This is a genomic window from Ruegeria sp. CDSB136 (genome assembly GCF_059610965.1).
The window spans coordinates 117,106-143,164 of record NZ_JBXWOP010000008.1; the positions used below are offsets into that span (position 1 = coordinate 117,106).

Genomic DNA, 26,059 nt, shown 5'->3' on the forward strand with positions numbered 1-26,059 from the left:
CAACTTGGCTGATTTCAAGACCCATCAAACCTTCGAACTGGACAATCAGTGCAACAGCCGGTCGGTGTGGTCCGACCAGGCCGATGCCACCTCCGAAACCGCAAAGGTCTGATCCATGCCGCGCTTCAACTCGATCCTTGTGGCCAATCGTGGTGAAATTGCCCTGCGGGTGATGAAAACAGCGCGTTCGCTGGGCTATCGCACCATCGCCGTCTATTCCGAGGCCGATGCCACCGAGCCGCACGTGAAATTTGCCGATGATGCGGTCTGTGTGGGTCCGGCACCTGTAGGCGAAAGCTATCTGCGTGCGGACAAAATCCTTGAGGCTGCCAGGAAGGCTGGTGCGGGCGCGGTGCATCCGGGCTATGGCTTCTTGTCCGAAAACGCTGATTTCGCAAAGGCTTGTGTCGACGCGGGTATTGTCTTTATCGGTCCCACGGCCGAAGCGGTTGACCTGATGGGCAACAAGGCTGCCGCCAAGCGCCGGATGATTGAGGCGGGTGTGCCTTGTGTTCCTGGCCGTGAGGGCAAGGGTCAGTCGGACGAGCAACTGATCACTGCCGCAGCCGAGCTCGGTTTTCCAATCATGGTCAAGGCTGCCGCAGGTGGCGGCGGGCGCGGGATGCGTCTGGTTCAGATGGCCGAGGAACTGCCCGCTGCGCTGATCTCGGCCCGGTCCGAGTCGCTGAACGCCTTTGGCTCGGACGAGTTGATTCTGGAAATGGCCCTCATCCGCCCTCGTCATGTCGAGGTTCAGGTTTTTGCCGACGCCCATGGTAACGCCATCCACTTTGGCGAACGTGACTGTTCCGTCCAGCGCCGACACCAGAAGATCATTGAAGAGGCCCCCTGCCCGATCATGACCCCCGGACTGCGCGCGGCGATGGGCAAGGCCGCCGTCGATGCGGCGCTGTCGATCAGCTATCTGGGCGCGGGCACGGTGGAGTTCCTGGTGGACGCCTCGGGCAAGTTCTACTTCCTTGAAATGAATACCCGCCTTCAGGTGGAACATCCGGTGACCGAGATGATCACCGGTCTCGATCTGGTGGCGCTGCAAATCAGCATCGCACAGGGCGAACCCCTGCCGTTGGTCCAGGATGATGTGCAGTTGAATGGCCATGCGATCGAGGCGCGTCTTTACGCCGAAGACCCGGCGCAGGACTTCCTGCCGATAACGGGTCATGTGGACCTTTGGCAACCCCATCGCGGCGAAGGCATAAGGATCGACAGCGGTATCGAGACCGGCAGCGTCGTCTCGCCCTATTATGACCCGATGATCGCCAAGGTCATCGCCTGGGGCCCGGACCGTGAAACCGCCACCGCGAGGCTGAGCGCGGCACTGGCCAAAACACGACTATTCGGCATCAAGACCAACAAGGGCTTCCTGTCGGCAATTCTAGACAAGGAAACCTTCGCCAAGGGCCAAGCTACCACTGCCTTCATCGCCGAGGAGTTCGGCGCAGAAGAAATGACGCCACCGGTATTGTCCGAAACCGAAGCAATGATTGCAGCCGTTCTGCAATACGAGGACTCGCGCCACCGGAGTATGGCGGCCACGCTGGGTATCAACCCGGAACTGGCCAACTTCAGTTCAACCGGGCGTCTGGAAACCGACTATCGTTATGTCAGCGAAGGCATGACCCGCGACGTGACGGTGACTGCCACGGAAGGCCGCTATCACGTGACCTGTGGTAAAACCCGCGCCACCATCGCCATCGACCGTCAAGAAGGCACCGAAGCCCGTTTGCGGGTGAACGGACGCCTTGTCCCGGTCGGTATGCTTGTCACCGAACGTGGCCATATTCATCTGGACCATCAGGGCCGTACGTTCGCCCTGCGCAACGAGCTCGAATTTCCGGCTTTGGCCGAGGAGGCACGCGGCGGAGGCCGTGTGGCGGCACCGATGCATGGTGCTCTGCTGGAAATCAATGTGGTCGTGGGCGACACCGTCGCCAAGGGCGATCGTCTGGCGGTTCTGGAAGCGATGAAAATGCAGCTCGCGATCGAAGCGGAAATCGACGGAACCGTGACCGAAGTTCAGGCCAGTGCCGGAGGACAGATCGCCGCCGATGAGGTGATCCTGATCATTGAACCCGCCGAGGAGGGTGAAGATGTTTGATCAACCGCAGGCCGTTCAGGCCGAAAGCCAGTCGCTCTACGATCTACTGAAGGACCGGAGCGAGGAAGATCTGGCCCGCGCCACCCTGTTCAAGGGCTGGACCGCCAACCGGATCCTGGGCCATCTGCATGTCTGGAACATCGGTGCAGACCTGTCGCTGAGCAAACCCGAGGCTTTCGCGGCGTTCAAAATTGACGCCATCGCCCACTTCAGCAGCGGTGATCTTGCCGGGTTTGAGGCGAAATACCTCGAGGGTTTGTCGGGGCACGCGTTGCTGGATGAATGGATGTTCTACACCACTGGTATGTGCGACCGCTTTGCGCAGGCCGATCCCAAGGCTCGGGTGCCGTGGGTCGGGCCGGATATGTCCGTGCGATCGTCCATTTCTGCCCGGCTGATGGAAACCTGGTCGCACGCGCAGGCGCTTTACGATCTGTTCGGTGTCGTGCGGCAGGATCACGACTACATCAAGAATATCGTCGTTCTGGGTGTGAACACTTTTGGCTGGACCTACAAGAACCGCAGCTTGGATTTGCCCGGTACGATGCCCCATCTAAACCTGACCGCCCCTTCCGGTGAAGTCTGGGAATGGGGGGAACCCAATGAGGCCGAGCGGATCGAGGGCCGCGCCACAGAGTTTTGCCAGGTCGTCACCCAAACCCGTAATATCGCCGACACCGCCCTGCAAGTGACCGGCCCGGTTGCCACGGAATGGATGGGCATGGCGCAGTGTTTTGCGGGCCCCCCCGAAGTGCCCCCGGCCCCCGGCCAGCGCCATATGGCCCGAGGTCGTAAGAACACGTCTGGGTAAACCCCCCAAAAGTCGCCAGGTATGGCCGCGAACGTTTGGTGCGATCAGGCGACGCGCGACAGTATCTGGTGTCGGCCACGACCCTGATCGCAGACGGTATCCAACCTGTTGGTGTTTAGGTTCGAAAAACTAGCGTCCGGCACTTATTTCATTGGCCGCAGAACGGGTCTTTTCCTGCTGGGGGCTACCCTGCTTCGCATGCTCTTGCCGTTCATTTTCTAGATTACACCATCACAAAGTAAGTAAGTTTTTGCTTTTCGATTTCAAAAATATTATGAATTGAAGCTGAATAGGATCCGCCTGCAATGAGTTCATGCATTTCAACCACCGGCCATCAAATCCCGAGAATGTGTGCAGCGAGCCTGATCCATCTTGGCAACAGGTGCACAATCTCAAGTCAGCGGAAACCTGCAGCGGCGGTTCAGGAACTGGTAAATGGGCGATAGCGGCTTGAAAACATACGGCCCTTTCATCTCGGGCTCATTCCTGAAGTGGCATGGTGAGACATTGCCGAGTGTTGACCCTGCGACAGGTCAGGAATGGTGTCGGTTTGCGTGTTGCGGGTCTGACGAGGTTGATCAGGCTGTTCGTGATGCGGACAAGGCGTTTCGAACCGGGCCCTGGGCCAATGCAACATCTTCGCAGCGCGCGGATATCCTAGATGGTCTAGCGGATGGGCTGCAGAGTCGCTGGGAAGAGCTTGTCGAGCCCGAAATCCGTGACAACGGCAAACGCATCGCCGAAGTCCGCGGACAGTTTTCCGGCTTGCACGGCTGGTACAGGTATCTTGCCGATCAGGCACGCCAGCTTTCGCCCGCGCCGCAATCGAACGGGGTGTCCGGAGTGGAAAGCACCGGCCATTGGATGCCTTACGGGGTGGTCGCCGCGATCACACCGTGGAATTCACCGCTGATGATCTTGGCGTGGAAACTGGCCCCCGCACTAGCCGCAGGGAATACGGTGGTGGTGAAACCATCCGAGATGGCGTCGGCCTCGACGCTGGAATTTGCGCGACTGGCGTGTGAATGCGGCTTGCCTTCTGGTGTATTGAACGTCGTGACAGGTCACGGGCATGAGGCTGGTGAGGCGCTGGTGCGCCACCCGCTGACCCGCAAAGTGACCTTCACCGGCTCTGATATCGGCGGGCGCAAGGTTGCTGAGGCGGCAGCGGCCGGAGTTGTTCCAACGACCCTGGAACTGGGTGGCAAGTCCCCGCAGGTCGTGTTTGCCGATGTCGACCTGGAAAATGCGGTCAACGGCGTCATGTCGGGAATCTTTCTGTCGAATGGTCAGACCTGTGTCGCCGGGTCCCGTCTGATTCTGGAGGAAACGGTTGCCGCCGCCTTTACCAATCGCCTTCTGGAACGCGCCCGCATCCTTCGGCCTGGTGACCCGATGAAAACAGAGACGCAGATCGGACCGTTGGCGAACGAACCGCATTGGACCAAGGTTGCGGCCATGATCCGGCAGGCGAAGGCCGATGGCGCGATTTGCCTTCTTGATGGTACCGAGACAGGGGCCGGGTATCCCGGTTTTTATATCGGACCAACGATTTTCGCCGAAGTGACACCGGACATGCAGCTCTGGCGTGAGGAGGTTTTTGGTCCGGTCCTTGCGATCACCACCTTCGCAACTGAAGACGAGGCCATCGAATTGGCCAACGACACCGACTACGGCCTGGCGGGCGGAGTCTGGACCTCTGATCCGGACAAGGGCGCGCGCGTTGCCGGCGCCATTCATGCAGGCACGGTTTACATCAACCATTATCGAAGCGTCGATCCGGCAAGTCCCATCGGCGGGTTCAAACTGTCGGGATATGGCCGGGAACTGGGGCCGGATGCCGTCAAGGACTTCCTGCAAAGCAAATCGATCTGGACCGGATCTTCCCCGGTTCCCGACCCCTTCCCGGAGCCGACGGAAACAAACCTTTGTGACCCGGAAAGTATGGAGCAATGACATGAGCAATCCAGCCGACGACACCTTGTTCGCAGTTCCCGAGGGTGATTTCCGAGGTCATGACCAGCAACAGGTATGGTCACTTGAGCATGATCCGGAACTGACCGAAGTCGGCCCCGGCACACCTTGCGGCGAATATCTGCGTCGGTTCTGGATGCCGGTCGCGATGACGGATCAGATTGGCGATCTGCCCTATCGATTGCGCATACTGGGCGAGGATCTTGTCCTGTTCCGGGAAAAGAAGGAAGGCAAGCTGGGCCTGACTCATCTGCACTGCTGCCACCGCAACATGAGCCTGGAATTCGGTATCGTCGAAGAGGGTGGCATCCGATGTTCCTATCATGGCTGGAAATACGGTCTGGATGGCACGGTTCTGGAAACGCCCTGCGAACCCCCTGCCAGCCAGGTCAGGAAAAAGGCCTGTCTGGGGGCTTATCCGGTGATCGAATACAAGGGACTTGCCTTTGCTTATCTGGGTCCGAAGCCCGAAATGCCGCCATTCCCAGTCATGGACACGTTCGATGATGAAGGAGACGAGCTTGTTCCCTATCTGATCAAATCTCCGTGCAACTGGCTCCAGGTGATGGAGAATGCCTGGGATCCATTCCATGTCGTATACCTGCACACGCTGGCCGCCCGCGTGCAGTTCACCGAAGCGTTCGCGCATATGCCGATGATTGAGTTCCACGATTGCGCCACCGGTGATTTCTATACCAACGTGCGCCGGGACGGGGACTATATCTGGGTGCGCGTGCACGACCACATGCTGCCCAGTTTCACTCAGAATGGCGGGCATTTTCCGGTGCCGGACCGGTCGCGCTATTTCGGTCGCGGCGGGCTGACGCGCTGGATCACACCGATTGACGACACCAATACGATGGTCATCGCCTGGCGGCACTTTCGCGCCCCCGAGTTCAATGATGACCCGCGAGGGCTGACCAATCGTGACGAGGTCGGGTTCGGCAAGACGGATTTCTACGGACAGGGTCCCGACCGCCCATATGAAACGCGCCAACGCGATCCAGGCGACTACGACGCCTGGGTCAGTCAGGGCCCGATCAATATCCATGCCCGCGAAAACCTGTCGTTTACCGACCGTGGGGTCGCCAAGGCGCGGCGGATGGTACGCAATGCGATCCGGGCGCTGCAAAAAGGCGAGCGCCCCGCACAGCCGACCGACCATTTCACCGGCAGGGTGATCCCAACCTACGCCGGTGACACGGTGTTGAAGATCCCGCAGCAGGAAGGCCGCGACGACGGTGCCCTGCAGAAAGAAGTCAGCTTCAAGGTCGCCGAAATCCTGAAATCGGGCGATCACCTGACCGGCAAACAGAGACGCGACTTTATCGTGAAGGAACTGAAGGTTTACGAATCTGGCTGGACTTGACGGTTAAGGGCAAGGCGACAGGAAAAGGGGATTGGACATGACGCGCATACCGCACAATCCGGGGCAGGTCGAGTGGTCGGGGGAAAACCCGGGCATCTACCTGAAGCGGGATCCGGGTAAGGAGAGCTTTGACACTCTGGCGCTTTTCTTCCGCGTGGTTGTATCGCCGTACGGACGGGGTCATGCGGCCATCGTGCTAGGTGCGCCGGATGACGCACTCGGCTGGCCTAGGGTGCCCAACCTGATCATGACAGATAATCAGCGTATGATGCGTTGGATCGTCGATGGCTGGGTGACGAAAATGCCGACATTCGTAGGCAAGGCCGGGCTGTCCGCGATGACATGGCTGGACTGTGACAGCGTTGAAAAACGTCCCGGAGACCTGAAAACCCGGTATTCGGAAACCCTGCGTGGGTCTGGCGTGACACTCGAGATGATCTGGCGGGATATGGGCCCGCCGCTGCCGGTCGAGGTGACCAAAGAGAATTCGGCGACCAAGGAACACGAGATGTATTCCGTTTTTCTTGAGGCGGGCCAGGCGGAGATCAAGATCAACGGCACAACCCTGCCCGGCCAGGTGGCGGAACGTCAGTTCTTTGGCCGCAGGATGAGCACCGCCTTTCTGGCCTTTTCAGAAACCTGGGTTACGCCGCAGGAGGATGCCTGATGCCACTGAATGAACCGATCACACCGGGCGTGGTTGACTGGACCGGGGAAAATCCCGGAATCCTGTTGAAAGATGACGACGGGAAAATTAGCGCGATGGCCTTGTTTTTCCGTGTTGCCTGGTCGCCTGTGGGACAGGGGCAGGTTCTGCTGCTGTACGGCACCCCCTCTCAGGTCGAAGGCACTTCGGATGCGCCGAATGTCATCCTCAGCGACAATCCCGATCTGACTGCTTTTCTGAAAAAGAACTTCATCAGCAAAATTGCAGCCTTTGCCAACGCGCCAGCTTTTGAAACCCTTCCGGAAATTGGCGCGCAGGTGGTTCGCAGCTCGGGTGACCCGATGAGCCATCGTTACTCTGAAACCATCGTTGGCGGAACCCTGACGGTTGAACTGGTCTGGGAGAAGCTTGAACCACCCCGCGCATTGGAGTTGTCCCCGCATGAGGTGGCATCGGGTGAACAGAACATGTTCTCGCTTCTGATCCCGGCACAATTCGCACAGATCATTGTAAATGGGCGTGCATTGCTGGGAAAATTGGGGACACGGGTTCAGGCCGGGTTCGAGACCACGACCGCGTTCCTCTATTTTTCGGAAACCTGGATCATCCCGCCGGAGGTCTCATGACTCTGCACCCCGCCGACCAGCTGGCGTTTGACCGGGCGATGGTGACGCAACCGGTCTGGAACCGTTTCAACACGGCCTCCGAAGCAGTCGGGTTGGCCGAAAACGTGTTGTTGCATGCTGGTCCGGCGTTCTCTGCGCCGGAACAAATCACTGTACCGATCCTGAATTCCGCCTGTGTCGCGGCAGTCTGGGAAGGGTTGGCCCGGGATTTCGATCAGGCCGAAGCGATGATCATGGCACAGGAAATCCTGTTGCAACCAGCGCAAGACCATGACGTGGTCACACCACTGGCTGCCGTTGTCTCCGCAAATATGCCCCTTCACACGATTTACGATGCGTGGCGGGGACAGACGCGGGTATTCACCCCGATCAACGGCGGCGCGCGCCCGTCCATGCGGCTGGGTCTGCGATCCCAGGCAGTGCTGGATCATATCCGCTGGCTGAACACGCGATTTCTGGACATCCTGCAAAACGGCATCGCCGAGGGCATTGCACTTGTGCCTCTGGCGGTCATTGGTCTGGTGGGTGGTGATGATTGTCACGGGCGAACTCCCGTCAGCACGGCTGCGCTTGTCGAGGAACTGAAAGACCGCAGCCCGAGGGGCATTGATGACGCGGATGCGCTGGAATTCATGGCGACCTCACCGTCCTTGTTTCTGAACCTTTGGATGGCCGCAACCAAGATCATGATGAAGCTGGCCGAAGGGGTCGAAGGGTCCAGTTTCGTGACCGCGGCCGGCGGAAACGGGCGCGACGTCGGCATACAGGTATCTGGCCTGCCCGGGCGTTGGTTCACCATTCCGGCCGCTCCGCCATCAGGTAAGTTCGATGTCGATCTACCGGCCGAGCGTGCCCTGGGCGCCATCGGTGACAGCGCTGTGGTCGACGCGTTTGGGCTGGGCGCCATGGCCATCGAACACAGCCCTGAGCAGTTAAAGGGTTTGGGTGCCTTTTTGCCTTGCGATGCCAGGACCCGTACATCCGGTTTGTCCGTGGGCGCGCACCCGTATTTCAATGCTTTTGATATCCGTCTGGGCTCGACCGCCAGAGGGGCGGTTGCGCAAGGGGCAGGTCCGGTGGTCAGCCTTGGCATTCTGGATCGGCTGGGACAGGCTGGGCGCTTAGGCGGTGGGATTTATGACATGCCGGTCGATCCTTTTGCGGCTGCCTTGCGGGCGCTGTCTTCATGACAGAACTGAATGAGCTTGGGGCGTTTGAGCTTGCCGCGCTGATCCGGGCGGGCCAAGCCAAACCGTCCGAAGTAATGGCCGCCCATTTGCATCGCATGGCACGCAGAGAGCCTGAAATTGGCGCCTTCGAATACCTCGATGCTGAGCATGCCATGGAGCGGGCGATCCAAGCCGACGCTCTGCCTGTCAACGGGCCGCTGTTTGGGGTGCCTTTCGCGATTAAAGACATCATTGATACCGAAGACATGCCAACAGGATGGGGCAGTGACTTGTTTGCCGGGCGGCAGCCAACGCGTAATGCGGCCTGCGTTCAGACATTGATAGATGCGGGCGCGATTGCAGTCGGCAAGACGGTGACGACTGAGTTCGCCTATTTTCGCCCGGGTAAGACGGCAAACCCCCACAACACCTTGCATACACCCGGCGGATCTTCGTCAGGCTCAGCCGCAGCGGTGGCCGACTTCATGGTGCCGCTGGCCTTTGGTTCGCAAACGGCGGCTTCCCTGATCCGGCCAGCGGCCTATTGCGGGGTATATGGGTTTCGGCCAACTATCGGTGGCTATCCGCTGGACGGAGTCATGGGTTTGTCGCAAAGCCTGGATACCCTGGGCGTGCTGGCCCGAAACCCCCGTGATCTTTTGTTGGCGGATTCTGTCTTGCGGGGAACCCATGTGCCGCCGCCGCCAGACTTCCAAGACAACCTGCCGCGTATCGGGCTGATGCGTGGCCCACACTGGATGGATGGCACGGTCGAAATGCGCGATACATGTACTCGTGCGCTGGCTGCAATTGCGGCGGCCGGAGCCGACACAGCAGAGGTCGCCTGCCCGCAGGTGTTTTCCGGACTTTCCGACGCCCAAAACACCGTCATGAGTTATGAGGCCGCCCGGTTGCGCGCTGTCGAATACAGCGCGGGCGAGTCCGCGATCAGCCCGCAATTCCATTCGCTGATCGAGAACGGCCTTGGGGTGCGTGATACGGACTACCGGCAGGCGCTGACAATCCGCGACAGCGCGTCTGTCGTTCTGAACCAGTTGTTCCGGGATATTGATGCCTTGCTGGTGCCATCGGCTCCGGGACCTGCACCTAAGGGGTTGGAAGCCACCGGCGATCCACTGTTTTCCCGAATGTGGAACCTGTTGCAGGTCCCGTCCTGCGCCGTACCGTTCGGGGCTGATCCAAGCGGCCTGCCGTTGGGATTTCAGTTGATCGCACCATGCGGTGCCGACGCGCGGTTGTTGGGCATTGCGCAATGGGTTCATGATATTCTGCAGGCTGAGCCATAAAATAATGGGCACGAATCCCGGTCCAAGTGGCGTGTAGGTTGCTGGCTATTTGGTTTTCAGTAGTCCTTTGCTGGGGCCACGGGGTCCGCTTCAAAACAAAATTCTGTCGCACGACTATCGGCCGAGCGAGCAAGTGCATGTCGCTAACGAGAACTTCTGTCGCAAATCGGCTTGTCGAAGCATTGGCGCGACGGCAAGATCAATCGCATGAGAGCGAGTCACATCTTGAACCCTCTGGACCGTCGCGCGACCGGTTGCGATCTGGTCGCGTCAGCCTGAAGCGCGGGCATCTGCCCGGGCTCATCTGCGCTGTGACGATCATATCCGGAAAACTTCATGACATTTCAAAGACTGCGTCTGGCCATCGATATTGGCGGCACATTTACCGATACGGTTCTGGTATCCGGTGAAGAGACGATACTGGCTTCGACAAAAACGCTGACCACGCACCAGAACCCGGCAGATGGCGCGATGGAGGGCGCGGTGCGCGTAATGGCACAGTCCGGGCACGACCTGAATGAAGTAACAGGGTTCATTCACGGGACCACCCTTGCAACCAATGCGCTGATTGAGCGGCGCGGTGCGGTTGTAGCGACGGTGACGACCGAAGGGTTCCGGGACATCCTTGAGATCGCGTACGAGCGGCGCTATTCGCAATATGACATCAATCTGGAAAAGCCCGATCTGCTGGTGCCGCGCGAACGGGCGCTGACCGTTCGTGAACGGATGGCGGCGGATGGCAGTGTGCTGATCCCTCTGGAGGATGACGCGATTGATGCATTGTTGGCCGATCTAGACGCCAGCGGTGCCGAGGCGGTCGCGATCTGTCTGATGCATGCTTATGCCAATCCCGACCATGAGCGGCGCCTGCGCGATGCGCTAGCCGAGAAACGTCCCGGTTTGACGGTTTCGATCTCGTCCGATGTCAGCCCCGAGGCGCGTGAATTCGACCGTCTCTGCACCACGGTTGCCAATGCCTATATCCAGCCGCTGATGGAAAGCTATCTCGAACGGTTCGTCGCCCGGTTTGAGGCCGAGGGCGTGACCTGCCCGATCCTGATGATGACTGCAGGGGGTGGCATGTGCACGGTACGAACCGCCGCCCGGTTTCCGATCCGACTGGTGGAAAGCGGACCAGCGGGCGGTGCCATCCTTGCCGCGCGCATCGCGGCGCGGGCTGGGATTTGCGATGTTCTGTCCTTTGATGTGGGCGGCACAACCGCCAAGCTGTGCCTGATTGATAGCGCCCGGCCCCAAACCTCACGCCAGTTCGAAATCGCGCGCGCAGCTAGGTTCATCAAGGGATCGGGCATGCCCGTGCGCATTCCGGTGATAGAAATGATCGAGATTGGCGCGGGTGGTGGTTCCATCGCGGGTGTCGATCGTCTGGGCCGCCTGACCGTCGGCCCGAAATCGGCCGGATCGGAACCCGGCCCGGTGGCCTTTGGCCGAGGCGGCACAGAACCAACCGTGACCGACAGTGACATCACGCTGGGTTACATCGTGCCGGACACTTTTGCCGAAGGGCACATCAAGCTTGATGCCGAAGCCTCAAAAGAGGCGCTTACCCGTGTGATCGGATCACGCCTGGACACCGATGCGACGGGATCGGCCGATGGGGTCAGCCGGATCGTCGATGAAAGCATGGCCAGCGCTGGCCGGATGCATGCCGTGGAATCGGGCAAGGATCTGGGTCCGCGCACCATGATCGCCTTTGGTGGTAACGGGCCGCTGCACGCCAGCCGTGTGGCGCGTTCGGCCGGGGTCAGCCGGATCGTGATCCCGCCCAATCCGGGCGTCGGCTCGGCGGTGGGTTTCCTGTTCGCACCAGTCAGTTTTGAGATCGTGCGCTCGCGCTACTCGCTGCTGGAGACGCTGGATTTTGACGGGATCAACACCCTGTTCGCTGACATGATTGCCGAGGCCAGTGGCGTTGTTGCACAAGGTGCAGGCGATGCGCTTACCGAGACGCAACGCACTGCCTTTATGCGCTACAACGGTCAGGGTCACGAGATCGAGATTCCCCTGCCCGACCGTGCCTTAACGGCGGATGATATCAGCCCGCTGATAACGGCGTTCGAAACGGAATACCGCAAGCAGTTCTCCCGCCCTGTGCCGGGGATGCAGATCGAGATTCTGAATTGGGCCGTGCGCGTTGCCACGCCGGATGCCGAGGTGACGGATATTCCGACAACACCTGATCTGACCACGATCACACCTTCCGAGACGCGCCCCATCACCTGTGATGTTGTCGGGCAGAAAAAGCAGGCAAGCTTTGTCCCCCGCGACAGCCTGAGACCCGGCGACCGGATACATGGCCCGGCACTGATCACCGAACCGCAGACCACAACATTGGTCTCGGCTGATTTCTCGGCGCATGTGGACGCCATTGGAAACCTCGTCCTGCTCCAGGACCAGAAAGGAGGCGCATGATGACTGCCGATCATTCTCCCGCCCGCCTGCAAGTGATGTGGAACCGACTGCTGGCAGTGGTCGAGGAACAGGGCCAGACCCTGATCCGCGCGGCGTTTTCGCCCATTGTGCGGGAATGTGGCGACATCTCTGCCGGGATTTTCGATATCTCCGGCCGGATGCTGGCACAGGCGGTCACCGGCACACCGGGCCATATCAACACCATGGCCGAAGCGGTGATGCATCTGCGCGAGCGTTTCCCGGTGCAGAACATGAAGCCCGGCGACATCTACATGACCAATGATCCCTGGCTCGCCTCGGGGCACCTGAACGATTTTCTGCTGATGATGCCTGCGTTCAAGAATGGCGAGGTCGTGGGCTTTACTTCGTGCACCTCGCATCTGGTCGATCTGGGTGGCCTCGGCATGGGGCCAGAGGGTTCGGACATCTATGACGAAGGTCTGCTGATCCCGCCCTGCAAACTGGTCGAAGAAGGCGTGCCGAACGCGCTGCTGCTCGACATCGTCCGCGCCAACAGCCGCGAGCCCATCGCAAACGAGGGCGACATATATGCGCTGATCGCCTGTTGCGAAGCGGGTGTGACCCGGCTGGTCGACATGATGGACGAGTTCGGCATCGACGATCTGGACAAGCTGGGCAACTACATCATCGACACCTCGCGCCGTGGTACGCTTGAGGCGATCGCCGAAGTGCCGGAAGGCGTCTACAGGAACGCGCTGAAGATGGACGGCTATGAGAACGAACTGGAACTGCACGCGACACTGACCGTAAGCAAATCGGGCATGCATGTTGATTTCACCGGCACCTCGGGTTGTTCGCGCAAGGGTATCAACGTGCCGCTCAACTATGCCACCGCCTATACAGTGTTCGCACTGCGTTGCATCGTCGGCTCTGACATCCCCAACAATGCCGGATCGTTGGAACCGTTCACCGTGGACGGACCAAAGGGCTGTATCCTGAATGCACAGCGCCCGGTGCCGGTCGCCATGCGGCATACGCTGGGACAGGTGACGCCGGATCTGGTGCTGGGGTGTCTGCATCAGGCGCTTCCCAATGCAGTGCCGGCCGAAGGTGCCTCGTGCATGTTCGACCTGCCAATGCGTCATGCGCCGGAAGTGGCCCGTGATGGTGGACGCGAGTTCGCCGTTGAACCGGTACATAATGGCGGCACCGGCGCGCGGCCACACGCGGATGGCCTGTCGGCCACTGCTTACCCTTCGGGCGTATTCGGATCACAGGTCGAGATCACTGAAAGCGTGGCACCCGTCACCATCTGGCGGCGCGAACTGCGCCCCGATTCCGGCGGCGCAGGCACGTATCGCGGCGGATTGGGTCAACGGATCGAGATGACCTCGGCCAACGGTGCACCCTTCATCGTATTCCTCTCGGTCGAACGGCTGAAGTTCCCCGCCCTGGGGCGTATGGGCGGACGGCCAGGCGCACCCGGGCGCATCCGTTTCCGCGACGGAGAAGGCGACATTCCCGGCAAGGGCGAGTTGCGGGTCGAAGGCGGCGACTATCTGATTTTCGAAACCCCCGGCGGAGGTGGTTTCGGAGATCCCTCCGAACGCGACGCACAGGCACTTGCGCTGGATCTGAAACGCGGCCTGATCAGCGAGGACGGCGCCAAATCCTACGGCGTTGTGTCATGATCCGCCCGGTTTCCCATGTAGGCGCGATGGCGGCGTATGCGCTGGCCGATCTCGGCGGCGCGGGCACCATCTCGTTGGCCCAGAATGAAAGTGCCTTTCCTGCAAGCCCCGCTGCCATCGCGGCGGGACAGGCTGCAATGAGTGATTTGCCACTCTACCCCGATCCGGAGTGGCCGGAACTGCGCGCCGCTATTGCCGATGTGCATCGGCTGGATCCGGCGCGGGTGTTATGCGGCGCCGGATCGATGGAACTGATTGGCTGCCTGATCCGGGCCTACGCCGGACCTGGCGATCGGATTCTCGGTACGGACTATGGATATGCGTTCGTCTCGTCCGCTGCGGCGCAAGTGCAGGCTGACTATGTCCAGGCCCGCGAAATTGACCTGACAGTATCCGTTGACGACATCCTTGCTGCGATGTCGCGCAAGACGCGGATCGTTTTTGTCTGCAACCCCGGCAACCCGACGGGCACCTTGATTCCGAACCCCGAGATCCTGCGCCTTCGGGACGGGTTGCCCGCAGATGTTCTGCTGGTCGTGGATCAGGCCTATGCCGAGTTCTCTGACGAAACCAATGACCCCGCCGGGATTTTTGCCCTGACTGACAGGGGCGATACCGTGGTCATGCGGACGTTTTCCAAGGCTTATGGTCTTGCGGGTGCTCGGGTGGGCTGGGGGTATTTCCCGCCGGCGATTGCGACTGAGATACGAAAGCTCCTGAATCCCAACAACATCTCGATCACCTCGCAAGCCGCTGCAACTGCCGCGATGCGCGATCAGACGCATATGCGGGACGTGATTGCCCGAACCGCCGACATTCGCGACCACTTCGCCGATCAATGCCGCGCCATGGGCCTGCACGTCCCCGAAAGCCACACCAACTTCGTCCTGCTGCGTTTTGCCTCGACCGAAGAAGCACAACGTGCGGATGCGGCGCTGCGTGCTGAAAATCTGTTGATGCGCGGAATGGGCGGCTATGGGCTGAGCGACTGCCTGCGCGCCACCATATGTGAGGCACCGGTCATGGATCGATGCCTGGCGGTGCTAAAAAAGGTGATATCATGATTTGCGAAACACGAAGACGAGCCAAAATCGGCGTCCTTGTGCCCTTCACCAATACCAATCTGGAACCGGATATGGAATTGATGCGCCCGCCGGACACCACCGTCCATTTCCAGCGCATGGGTGGGTACGACGTGGACGAGATTCCGGGATCGGACCAGATGGCAGGACTTGGCGCATCCGATATCAGTCACGACCTGCGAATGATCGCGGGCGTTCGGCCGGACGCGGTATTATACGGTTGCACTTCTGCCACGCTGACTCATGGCCCGTCATTTGACGCGGATCTTGCGCGGCAGATCAAATCCGGTTCGGGCGCGCTTTCTCTGACCGCCGCAGGGTCACTGATTGCGGCGATTACAGCGCTGGGAGCTGCCAAAGTCGGGTTTTCCTCACCCTACCTGGGGGAAATCAATGCACAGGCGATTGATTTCATGTCTCAAAACGGCATCGAAACCGTTCGTTGCGTTTACATAGGCCGCGAACTGGGGAACTATGGTCAGGGTGAACTGACCCCGGATGAGGTTTTTGATCTGGCCTGTCAGGCCGATCATCCCGACGCGCAGGCAATTGTTCTCAGCTGCACGGACATGCGATCCGTAGAAGCAATTGACCGGATCGAAGAAAAGCTGGGAAAGCCGGTGGTGACGTCAAATCAGGCAATGATGTTTTGCCTTATGCGGGCCCTGAATCTTCCGCGTCACGATGCGTTACCAGGCCAGTTGTTCGAGTGGCTTTGATCTTCGCCCCTATTCAGGTGCGGTTTGCAGTGTCGTAGATCAGTGCGCCAAGGTCCGAGAACTTTGATCCGGTGTGGTTGAGCCCGAGAACCGCGTCCCGAATGGCGACGGCCCGTTCTGTACCCAGCGACGGGCTGGCGAATTCCATGAACTTTCCGACAACCTCGTCCTGATCCATCGGTGCTTCGGGGCCGCCGCGCGCGTGTACGTCACCCGAGTTCAGCACCTGTCCGTCGGTCAGAGTTATGCTGACATCGGCAGTGCGGCTTTGCGGGAAGCGGTCAGAGTGGCGTGCGGTTTCCGCAACCGTGATGCGCTCGACAATGCTGGCCACCAGCGGGTCGGACAGACCTGCGCCGGTGATGTGCTCGACACCGATCCGGCCATGTGCCGCCATTGTGGCGACCGCAAAAGGCAGCGAATATTGCGCCTTGGACGTATCATCCGGCATGCCCCGGAACAGGCAGGCGCTTTCCTTGAAGGTGTTCACGTGGATGGCCGCGATATCCTGATGGCTCAGGTTGTTTTCGCGCATCAATGCGCGGGTTGCGTCAATGGCAGCGTGAGCCCAGCGGCAAATCGGATAGGGTTTCACATACTGATGTTCCATCTGCCAGAAATGGCCCAGGTCCTGCCAATGCGCGGCGACCTCTTTCGCCTCAATGGTGATGGCAGGCGCGCCGGTAAAGCCCTTTTCTGCCAGAACCGCCGAGGAAATACCCACCAACGCCCCCCAGCCCGAGCCGTCGTGCAACATGGTCGGGTTAGCGATCTCGCGCATCATCTGGCTGCGCGGACCGTGATATTCGGCGATGCCCATTGCCTGCCGCATCTGTTCAGCGCTCAAACCGCGAAGACGGGCTGCAACCGCCACCACGCCCAATGCATTCCAGGCGCCCGACGTATGATAGTCGCTGACCGTATCATGCAGAGAAATCCCGGCTCGTCCGGCAACTTCATACCCAATCGTCACGGCGGCCAGCGCTTCAGGCCCCGAGAAATCGGGCACCGTTTCCGCCAGTGCCGCCAGGGCGGGAACCACGACGACCCCGATATGGCCCTTTGTCGGGTTATACCCGTCATGACCGTCCAGATTGTCTGTTTGGGTCGCGGCTGCGTAAGCGGCTCCGGCCACGCTGACCCTGCGGCCATCGAACAACATGCGTGCGCTTGGCCCCTGTTCACCGGCACCGTATAAGGCTGCCGCGCAGTCTCTTGCGATTTGCCCGGCCTTCATGGGGCCAGCGCCGATGGCGATGCCCAAAGTGTCGAGCAGCATCAGAGCCGCCGCATTGAGAGTGGAGTCTGGAATGTCCTGCGGTTGGCGCCCCAGTGTGAAATCGGCAACGGCTTGAAAGGTGTCTGTCACGGTGTCCTGCGGGCGTTTTCTTTTGACTTCCCGAAAATTCTAGCAGGGTTTACGATTGGCAGAACGAAAACTATCGGGGGCATTGGCCCTTGATTTTTTGCGACACTTTCCAATCTTTGCGGGACCAAAAAGAACCGTTCAGGCGTCGCTGACGGACAAGAAGGTGCACAGTATGCGCTTCACTTTGGTTCTGCGTCCCATCTGAGATACCGTTGCCATGATGAATCTGCCCCACCTCACCTTCCTGCGCTCGTTCGAGGCGGCAGCGCGCCATCTGAGCTTTACCAGTGCGGCGCAGGAACTGAACTGCACGCAGTCGGCGGTCAGCAACCACGTGCGCTCGCTTGAGGAATTTTTGCATCGTCCGCTTTTTGTTCGCCATGCCCGGTCATTGACCCTGACAGATGTGGGTGAGGCCTATCTGCCATCCGTGCGCCATGCCCTGAACGAAATCGACGTGGCCACGCAATCCGTCATTCTGAACACGCACAAGCGGCGGGTCGTGGTGTCCTGCCCTGTCAGCCTGGCGGAAAACTGGTTGCCGGATGTAATCCGGGGCTTCAACGCCGTGCATCCGGATATCGATCTGACGGTCCATGGCACCGTCTGGACAGATGTCGGCGCAAATGTTTCTGATATTTCTCTGACGATCAATCATGCTGAAGACGTGGCGGAAGGTGCCAGAGGTCTTTGGGTTGAAAAGCTGGCCGTGGTCTGTGCTCCTGATTTTTTGGTCGATGGAAGACCCCTGACCGACCCCGCCCAATTGCAGGATGCGTCACTGATCCACATTCTGGGTCGCCCCGCCTATTGGGAGCGTATTGCGCAGCATTTCGGATTATCGGATCTGAACCAAAAGGACGGCTTGCGCACCAATATTTCGAACCTGGCAATGGAGATGGCGGTCAAGTCTCTGGGGTGCATAGCACTACCCCGTTCGCTTGCGCGACCCTATGTCGACAGGGGATTTTTGGTTGAACCCTTTAGCTTTGAGCTGGAAAGCCCATGGGCTTATTTCATACAGCTCAAAGAAAAATCGGCCTCGCCTCCGGTCAGGCTATTTCAGGACTGGCTTTTGAAGGCTGCCGCTGAAATGAATACCTGACCGAAGCAAGCTGCACTGTTTGTTATGCGCCAACTTCTTCCACAACCGGGGCCGTGTCGCGTAGGCGGTGCCCTGCGGGATCAAAGGGCGGCTCAGCCAGGATTTTGGCCTTGTGCGGTTTCCCAAGAATGAAGACATCGACCGTATCGCCGGACTTGGCGACCGCGGGGTTGGCATAGCCGATGGCAAGGGATTTGCCGACTGAATAGCCGTAAGCGCCCGAGGTCACGCGACCGACTGGCGTGCCGTCCGGGGTAAAAATTGGCTCGCCCCCCGTCGCATCGGCATCGGTTACGTCGACCTCGAAGATCGACAAAACTTCGCGGGCGGCGTTATCCTTGATGGCCAGATAGGCGTCCTTGTGCAGGAAATCCTTGTCCAGCTTGATCAGGCCCGCCAGCCCGACCTCCTGCGGCCAATATTCCTGTGAATACTCGCGACCCCACGAGCCATAGCCCTTCTCGATCCGCAACGACCCAAGCGCACGGCCGCCCACCGGGCCGCCATTGCAATCCTTCGCCGCCTCAAGCAGCGCAGAGTAGAGCCTGATCTGGTCCTCTTCGGCGCAGTGCAACTCCCACCCCAGGTCACCGGTAAAGCTGACACGGATCGCGAGGCAGGACACGCCTGCCACCTCGATCGTGGCCGATCGCATGAAACGGAAGGACTCGTTCGACAGGTCCGCATTGGTCAACCGCTGCAGAAGGTCACGCGATTTGGGCCCTGCGACGTTGAAACCCGCGATCCGGTCTGTCGCCACCTCGAACGTGGTGCTCTCGGGCAGGTCGATCATGTTGAAGAAGCGCTGATGATAGCGTTCAGCCATGCCCGAGCCGATCATCATGTATTCGTCGTCAACCACCTTGGTGATGGTAAAGTCTCCGGCCACACCGCCACGCACCGAGATCAGTGGTGTCAGGCAGGACCGGCCAACCTGGGTCGGCACCCGGTTGGCGACCAGCTTGTCCAGCCACGCATGGGCGCCTGGTCCCTTGATCACGTAGTTTGCAAAGTTCGAGATGTCGATGACCCCAACGCTCTCGCGCAGCATCTTCACCTCGCGGCCCACCGGTTCCCACCAGTTCTGTCGTGTGAAACCGTTGGTTTCGACCGCCCCGGGCTGATCTGCAAACCAAAGCGGGTGTTCCCAGCCGCAGTTCAGGCCAAAGACACAACCCATGTCCTTTTGCATCTCATAGGCCGGGCGCACGCGGGCCGGTCGCCCGGCACTGCGTTCCTCGTTCGGGAAATGGATGGCGAAGCGGTGGGTATATTGGTCCTCGACCCGCGCCTTGGTGAATTTCTTGTCCGCCCAGTCGCCGAACCGGGCCAGATCCCAGGCAAACATGTCGTATTGCGGCTCTCCCTCGATCATCCACTGAGCCGCAAGCAAGCCCAGACCGCCCGATTGCGAGAAGCCGGGGATAATGCCGGTGCAGCAGAAATAGTTCCGCAGCTCCGGGACCGGCCCCCAGATCGCGTTGCTGTCCGGGGACCAGATCATCGGTCCATTGATCACCCGCTTGACCCCGGCCGTGGCGGCCACCGGCACACGCTCGGTGGCGCGGATCACATTCTCCATGATCCGGTCCAGGTCATCGGGGAACAGGTCATGGGCAAAGTCCAGCGGCGTACCGTTTTCTGCCCAGAACTTCATGTCTTTTTCATAAGCTCCGATCAGCAGGCCGTTGCCTTCCTGGCGGAAGTAGTATTCGCCATCCCGGTCGGCGATCGAGGGCAGACGCCGGCCCAGGCTCGCGACCTCGCTAATCGCCTCGGTCACGAAATACTGGTGTTCGGTCGGCTGCAATGGCAGCTCGATCCCCGCCAACGCCGCGACTTCGCGTCCCCAGAGGCCCCCGGCATTGACCACCCATTGAGTATGGATGTCGCCTTTTTCGGTGCGCACGATCCACGAACCGTCGGGCTGTTGTTCCGTCCCGATGACCGGGCAAAACCGCTCGATCGATGCGCCCATTGCGCGGGCCCCTGCGGCATAGGCGTGGGTCACACCCGAAGGGTCAACATTGCCGCCGTCGGGTTCGTACATGATGCAACGGATGTCATCGAACTGCGCCAGTGGGTGCAACTCCTTGGCCTGCTCGCGGCTGATTTCGTGAAAGTTCAGCCCGTAGAACCGCGCTTTGGCCTCCTGCAGACGCAACTGGTGTTCACGGTTCTCGGTCTGCGCCAGATACAGCGAGCCCGGTTGGAACACGCCGCAACCCTGTCCAGTTTCCTTTTCCAGCTCTTTATACAGGTTCATTGTATAATGCTGGATGCGGGTGACGTTGTTGTTATCGTGCAGCCCGTGAATATTTGCCGCCGCATGCCAGGTCGATCCGCTGGTCAGTTCGTCCCGTTCCAGCAGGACAACGTCCCTCCAGCCCAGCTTGGCCAGGTGATACAGGATCGAGCAACCAACAAGGCCGCCTCCGATCACTACAGCCTGCGCGTGCGTCTTCATCGGTGTTCCTTCTCGAAATCAAAGACGTCAGATATTCTGAGTCATCATGGTTTTGGTCATCCGACCATTTCTCGTTCGTCGGATAACGGCACGATTCGTGACAAAACTAAACGATCACCTGTTGCTCGACCTGCAAAATATTGTGGGGCAAAGCCCCGGAGATTTTCCATGCATACTGATTGAGAATGAACATGCGGGACCAAAGCTATTGGATCATCACAAATTCGATGGGTTGAGGTGTCAAAAAGAAAATGCCCGGCAGATTCAGCAATTGGTATCAATAGGTTCGACATGTCCTGCGTAGGCCGTCATAGTGGCTTTCAAGAGGCAGTCGCTTTGACTCGCCAGTCATCCAGGGGGTTGCAATGACTTTGGTCAGAGGTTTTTTGCCGATCTTCGACACGGCGCATTTTATGCCCCGCGACAACGTTCTAAGATGCCGGACGCTGCAGACGGGATCGTCTGCGTACCGCAATAAGCAAAGGCTTGAACTGTGAACCCGGATTTCAGGATGTCTGCGTCCCCCAGACACGAGTTGCGCAATACCCGCAATCAGGGAACGACGTTCCTGGCACTCGCGTTTCTGTTCAGTGTTTTTGTCAATCTGCTGATGCTGACCGGGCCATTGTTCATGTTGCAGGTCTATGACCGGGTTTTGGGATCGCGCGCGGTCGAGACGCTGACGGCTCTGTTCCTGCTGGTTGCACTGCTTTATGTCCTGATGGCCATGCTGGATTATGCACGCGGCAGGATTGTCGCCCGGTTCGGGGCCCGGTTCCAATCCGCTTTGGACGAACGGGTGTTCGACGCCACGTTGCGGCGATCGCTTGATCCGAAAACGAGATCCGCACCGGCAACGGCATTGCGGGACCTCGAAATTATCCAGAAACTATGCGCGTCTCCCGTTCTGTTGGCGGTGATGGACATCCCCTGGACGCCGGTGTTTCTGGCCGCGATCTTCCTGTTTCACCCATTGCTTGGCTGGCTGGCCGTTGGTGGCGGTTCGCTGCTGATATTCATTGCTCTGCTCAACCAGGTTCTGACCCGGAACAAAGTAGCGGAAGCCCAGCGGGCATCGGCGCAGGCGAACTCGTTTTCCGAACATGCCAGGCAAGCCGCGGAAGTGGTCCGATCGCAAGGAATGCAGAGGGCTGTGACCCAGCGGTGGTTGCGGCAACGGTCGAGTGCATTGTCACAGACCATTTCCGCCAGCGATTGGACTGGAAGCTTTACTTCGCTGACCAAATCGCTGCGGCTGTTTTTACAATCCGCGATGCTGGCGCTTGGGGCTTGGCTAGTGCTGCGCAATGAATTGTCGCCCGGTGCGATGATTGCAGGCTCGATCCTTTTGGGCCGGGCATTGGCGCCCGTGGAACAGGCGGTGGGCCAATGGGGGATGATCCAGCAGGCGCGGACGGCCTGGGTTTCGTTGAACCGGTTTCTGGACACCACCCCGCCCGAGATGCCGCGCACAAAGTTGCCGGTGCCAAAAGCGAAATTGGAGGCCAAGCGCCTGACCGTCATTCCGCCGGGTGCCGATACACCGACACTGCGCAATGTCACGCTGCGCCTGGAACCGGGCAAGGCGTTGGGAGTTATCGGCAAAAGCGGGTCAGGTAAAACGACACTCGCCAAGGCCCTGCTGGGGCTATGGCAACCGGCTGGCGGCGAAATAAGGTTGGGCGGTGCTACGCTGGATCAGTATGATTCGGACGATCTGGGGCAGCATATCGGCTATCTGCCGCAACAGGTTACCCTGTTCAACGGAACGGTGGCCGAGAACATCGCCCGGATGTCCGAAAACCCCGATCCCGAGGCAGTCGTTGACGCTGCGAAGAAAGCCAACGCGCATGACCTGATCCTGACACTGGAAAAAGGGTACGACACCTTTCTGGAAGGCAATGACAGCCAGCTTTCAGGTGGGCAGAAACAACGTATTGCCTTGGCACGTGCCCTATATGGGGATCCGGTCCTGTTGATTCTGGACGAACCGAACTCTGCTCTGGATGCAGACGGAACCGAGGCTTTGAATGCCGCCGTTCGTGGCCTGAAAGCCGAGGGCAAGGGGGCGATCATCATGACACATCGTCCGCAGGCGATCTCGGAATGCGATGATCTGGCCGTGGTCGAACGCGGTCAGGTGGTGAAGTTCGGCAGTCGGGACGAGATTTTGAGCGCGGCTGTGCAAAACGCCGAAGCCATCAAACGAAAATTCAATCAGGTAGGCAGCTGATGGCGGCGAATCTTGAACAACATCCACGTCCGGCGTGGCGCATTACGGTTCCGGCGCTTGTCGGTTTCTCTGCCTTGACCATCCTGGTCGGCGGACTGGGGCTCTGGTCGGTGCAGACAGAATTGGCGGGGGCAATCGTCTCGCAAGGGGTGATCGAAGTCCAAAGCAACCGCCAGGTCGTCGAACACCCCGACGGTGGTGTGGTCGGCGAGATCTTTGTACGGGATGGCGATGTCGTCGCCGAGGGTGATTTGCTCCTGCGGCTGGATGATACGTTTTTGTCCTCGGAAAAAAGCATTGTCGAATCTCAGCTTTTTGAACTTCTGGCGCGGAAATCGCGGCTGGAGGCTGAACGCGACGGAAGCAACGCAGACGGTTTGGCATCCAGTCTAAGCGCCCTTCAGCAACAGGAAAAAATCGATTCAGATTTGATTGATGGCCAACAAAGGCTTTTTGAGGCGCGGATCGATACGATGGCCCAGCAGAAAGAGCAACTGGGCAAACAAATCACCCAGATCGAAAGTGAGATCGAAGGCACGCAGGCTCAGTTGGTGTCGCTGCGCACTCAGGTCGATCTGATCCAGAACGAGTTGGAGGATCAGGAAAACCTGCTAAAGCGTGGTTTGACGCAGGCCAGCCGGGTGTCGGCCCTTCAACGTGAAAATGCCAGCCTGACCGGTGAAATTGGTCGTCTTGAAGCATCGGTGGCCCGCCTGAAAGGTCAGATCGCCGCAACAGAGATTCAGATCGTCGAGCTCACCGCCACCCGGCGGGAGGAGGCGATCACCGCGTTACGTGAAGTACAGGCTCAGGTGTCTGAACTGTCGGAACGCAGGCTGGCCTTGACCGAGCGTTTGTCGCGTCTGGACATCCGTTCGCCGGTCTCGGGGTCAGTCTATGACAGTCAGGTCTTTGCGCTGCAATCGGTGATTCAGCCCGGTGAGCCGATGATGTATGTTGTGCCGCAGAACACGCCACTGCTGGTTGCCGCGCGTGTGGATGCGCTGCATGTTGATCAATTGTATGTCGGGCAAGAAGTCGCCCTGCGCTTCCCGGCGTTCAATCAGCGTGAGACACCTGAGATCGATGGTCATGTGATTAATTTATCTGCCGACACCTTCATGGACGAGAGTACTGGATTTACATTCTACCGGACCGAAGTAGCCCCTGACGACGGCGAAGTTGAACGACTGAACGGGCAAGCTCTGCTTCCCGGTATGCCGGTTGAGGCGATGATCAAAACGGATGAACGTACGCCGCTGTCCTATCTGATCAAGCCGATGGCCGATTATTTCAATCGGGCATTTCGCGAGTAACCAGGCGCATCATCGCGCCGGGTTTCAGGCCGCTTCCAGATTGCCGAGCAGGATCGAGGTCATGTCGACCGAAAATTGTCCATCCACGGCGACAGCGTTCGCGCCCGTTGCATAGTTTCCGTTGGTCGGGGTAATCCCAGAAAGATCCGCAGCGGAGTCCAGAAACACCCATTCCGCAGGATGTGTGGTCGGTAGACCAACAGCGACCTGCAATACCGCCAGCGCATCCAGAGCGTTTACCGTTCCGTCCTGTGTAATGTCGGCCGCGATCAGGTTTTCAGGCGTGGCGGGCCCCCAGGTCGGATCAAGCCCCACGGATAAACGCAGGACCTGCAGCGCATCCAGTGCGGTTATCTGGTCGCTGGCGGTCGAATAGCTTTTTACAACATCGAATTGACCAGGGAACGTGCCGGAAGGCAGGCCCAGATCAAATTGCCCGTTCTCATCGGCAAAAACACTGATCGTGCCACCTCCGTTTGGAGTGAACCTGATTTCTGCGTCCGCCAGCGCAGGATTGGCCGTTTGTGTGTCGACTGTGATGTCCCCCAGCACGCCACCCGAGCCGTCAGGCACGAGCCCGCCAAAATTGCCGAAATTGACCGGGATATGGTCAGGCCCGCCAAACTCCGCCCCAAAGATGTCGGCGCTGGTCAACGGGCCACCAATTGCGGAGTGAACCAGAATGGTTTCATTGACGTAGTCAATCTGCGCGCCTTGCGCTGTCGCGGTGAAAGTCAGTTGCGATGGGGTTCGCATCAGCGGGTAGTCGAACAGATCCAGCCGGTCCAGACCCGGCTGGAAGTCAATAATCGTGGTCGTGTCGCTGCCGTAGTTCATGACAAAGATATCGGCGCCGGAACCTCCGGTCATCGTTGTGGCGCCTGTGCCAGCGATCAGAATGTCGTCTCCCGCCCCACCCAGAAGGGTCGAATTCAGGATACTGCCGGTCAGCATATCATCCAGCGCAGTTCCGTTGACGGTGCCCAGCCCTTCGTCGACCACCCCCAGATCGGCGATCGATACAGTCAATAGGGTCAGGCCGGATTCCTGTTGCGAGGCAGCAAGGATCTGTAACTCGTCCCCGACCTGCGCAACGCTGAACGTTTCGACGTTCTGCAAACCGCTTGCCAGAGTATCTGCGAAACTATCCAGATAGATCAGCTGGCCGTCGGGTGTCAGGGTAAACAGGGTAAGCCTGTCATCGCCACCTCCGGCCACAACAAAGGCCCGCCCGTTTGCTTCAACGACTGCCAGATCCTGAACCGTTTCAAACCGCGTGCCGAAGGAATCAAGAACATGGTCCGTCGGTGTCAAACGTCCGTCACCGCCCAACTTCATGACGCTTAGAGAGTTGCTGCCCGAACCCGCCACCAACACCCAGGATAGCCCGTACGCCTGCACCACTTCGATAGCTGTCGGAGTGGCAATGCCCAGTGTCGACAGCGAGGCGCTGTTATCCACGGTGGTCAAAATACCGGTTGTATCGTCTATTTCGTAGGTGGAGATCACACTGCTGGCCGCATCCGCAGTGATCAAGAAATGTCCGGATCCGGATTTCAGGCTTTGCATCGAGTCGGCCTGTCCGGCGGTGATGCCTGCCAATGACAGCGATCCGTCCGTGCTCACATGATAGGTCGCAAT

Annotated in this window: 18 protein-coding genes; 15 read left to right on the forward strand and 3 right to left on the reverse strand. The window is 59.3% G+C overall.

Features of this window, described 5'->3' with window-relative positions; genetic code table 11:
- Positions 1-115: 115 nt before the first annotated feature.
- From AC2FIR_RS10590 to AC2FIR_RS10645, 12 genes are all read left to right on the forward strand, one after another.
- Complete coding sequence (locus AC2FIR_RS10590; RefSeq protein ID WP_496745369.1) at positions 116-2,119, forward strand: acetyl/propionyl/methylcrotonyl-CoA carboxylase subunit alpha; 2,004 nt, start codon at positions 116-118, stop codon at positions 2,117-2,119.
- A complete protein-coding gene (locus tag AC2FIR_RS10595; RefSeq protein WP_496745371.1) occupies positions 2,112-2,930 on the forward strand; it encodes a TIGR03084 family metal-binding protein in 819 nt (272 codons plus the stop codon). Before AC2FIR_RS10590 ends, AC2FIR_RS10595 begins: the two co-directional genes overlap by 8 nt.
- 435 nt (positions 2,931-3,365) lie before the next feature.
- Entirely contained in the window at positions 3,366-4,886 is a 1,521-nt protein-coding gene (locus AC2FIR_RS10600; RefSeq protein ID WP_496745373.1) for an aldehyde dehydrogenase family protein, read from the forward strand.
- 1 nt (position 4,887) lies between these two features.
- A complete protein-coding gene (locus tag AC2FIR_RS10605) occupies positions 4,888-6,273 on the forward strand; it encodes a Rieske 2Fe-2S domain-containing protein (protein ID WP_496745375.1) in 1,386 nt (461 codons plus the stop codon).
- A 37-nt stretch (positions 6,274-6,310) separates the two neighbouring features.
- Complete coding sequence (locus tag AC2FIR_RS10610; RefSeq protein WP_496745377.1) at positions 6,311-6,940, forward strand: hypothetical protein; 630 nt, start codon at positions 6,311-6,313, stop codon at positions 6,938-6,940.
- Positions 6,940-7,566 carry a hypothetical protein gene (locus AC2FIR_RS10615; protein WP_496745379.1) on the forward strand — a complete coding sequence of 209 codons (627 nt, stop codon included), beginning with the start codon at positions 6,940-6,942 and terminating at the stop codon, positions 7,564-7,566. Before AC2FIR_RS10610 ends, AC2FIR_RS10615 begins: the two co-directional genes overlap by 1 nt.
- The gene (locus AC2FIR_RS10620; RefSeq protein ID WP_496762315.1) at positions 7,563-8,756 is read left to right on the forward strand and encodes a YlbE family protein; all 1,194 of its coding nucleotides are present in this window, start codon (positions 7,563-7,565) and stop codon (positions 8,754-8,756) included. The genes AC2FIR_RS10615 and AC2FIR_RS10620 overlap by 4 nt, the downstream gene beginning before the upstream one ends.
- Positions 8,753-10,042, forward strand: coding sequence for an amidase (locus tag AC2FIR_RS10625; protein WP_496745383.1), 1,290 nt, complete (start codon positions 8,753-8,755; stop codon positions 10,040-10,042). Before AC2FIR_RS10620 ends, AC2FIR_RS10625 begins: the two co-directional genes overlap by 4 nt.
- A 336-nt stretch (positions 10,043-10,378) precedes the next feature.
- Positions 10,379-12,475, forward strand: a complete 2,097-nt coding sequence (locus tag AC2FIR_RS10630) for a hydantoinase/oxoprolinase family protein (protein ID WP_496745385.1) — start codon at positions 10,379-10,381, stop codon at positions 12,473-12,475.
- Positions 12,475-14,127, forward strand: coding sequence for a hydantoinase B/oxoprolinase family protein (locus AC2FIR_RS10635; protein ID WP_480915644.1), 1,653 nt, complete (start codon positions 12,475-12,477; stop codon positions 14,125-14,127). The genes AC2FIR_RS10630 and AC2FIR_RS10635 overlap by 1 nt, the downstream gene beginning before the upstream one ends.
- Positions 14,124-15,191 (forward strand): pyridoxal phosphate-dependent aminotransferase, encoded by a 1,068-nt coding sequence (locus AC2FIR_RS10640; RefSeq protein ID WP_496762318.1) that lies wholly within the window; start codon positions 14,124-14,126, stop codon positions 15,189-15,191. Before AC2FIR_RS10635 ends, AC2FIR_RS10640 begins: the two co-directional genes overlap by 4 nt.
- Entirely contained in the window at positions 15,188-15,928 is a 741-nt protein-coding gene (locus AC2FIR_RS10645) for a maleate cis-trans isomerase family protein (protein WP_496762320.1), read from the forward strand. The genes AC2FIR_RS10640 and AC2FIR_RS10645 overlap by 4 nt, the downstream gene beginning before the upstream one ends.
- A 13-nt stretch (positions 15,929-15,941) precedes the next feature.
- Here the strand turns inward: AC2FIR_RS10645 and AC2FIR_RS10650 are convergent, their stop codons facing one another.
- A complete protein-coding gene (locus tag AC2FIR_RS10650; protein ID WP_496762322.1) occupies positions 15,942-17,297 on the reverse strand; it encodes an MmgE/PrpD family protein in 1,356 nt (451 codons plus the stop codon).
- A 217-nt stretch (positions 17,298-17,514) separates the two neighbouring features.
- On the opposite strand from AC2FIR_RS10650, the gene AC2FIR_RS10655 reads away from it, so the two are divergent.
- Entirely contained in the window at positions 17,515-18,402 is an 888-nt protein-coding gene (locus AC2FIR_RS10655; protein WP_496745392.1) for a LysR substrate-binding domain-containing protein, read from the forward strand.
- A gap of 22 nt (positions 18,403-18,424) precedes the next feature.
- On the opposite strand, the gene AC2FIR_RS10660 is transcribed toward AC2FIR_RS10655, so the two are convergent.
- Positions 18,425-20,869, reverse strand: a complete 2,445-nt coding sequence (locus AC2FIR_RS10660; RefSeq protein ID WP_496745394.1) for a GcvT family protein — start codon at positions 20,867-20,869, stop codon at positions 18,425-18,427.
- 511 nt (positions 20,870-21,380) lie between these two features.
- Here AC2FIR_RS10660 and AC2FIR_RS10665 point away from each other — a divergent pair.
- Entirely contained in the window at positions 21,381-23,102 is a 1,722-nt protein-coding gene (locus AC2FIR_RS10665) for a type I secretion system permease/ATPase (RefSeq protein ID WP_496745396.1), read from the forward strand.
- A complete protein-coding gene (locus AC2FIR_RS10670) occupies positions 23,102-24,418 on the forward strand; it encodes an HlyD family type I secretion periplasmic adaptor subunit (RefSeq protein WP_496762324.1) in 1,317 nt (438 codons plus the stop codon). The genes AC2FIR_RS10665 and AC2FIR_RS10670 overlap by 1 nt, the downstream gene beginning before the upstream one ends.
- A 24-nt stretch (positions 24,419-24,442) precedes the next feature.
- Here the strand turns inward: AC2FIR_RS10670 and AC2FIR_RS10675 are convergent, their stop codons facing one another.
- Positions 24,443-26,044 (reverse strand): dockerin type I domain-containing protein, encoded by a 1,602-nt coding sequence (locus tag AC2FIR_RS10675; RefSeq protein WP_496762326.1) that lies wholly within the window; start codon positions 26,042-26,044, stop codon positions 24,443-24,445.
- Between the last annotated feature and the right edge of the window lie 15 nt (positions 26,045-26,059).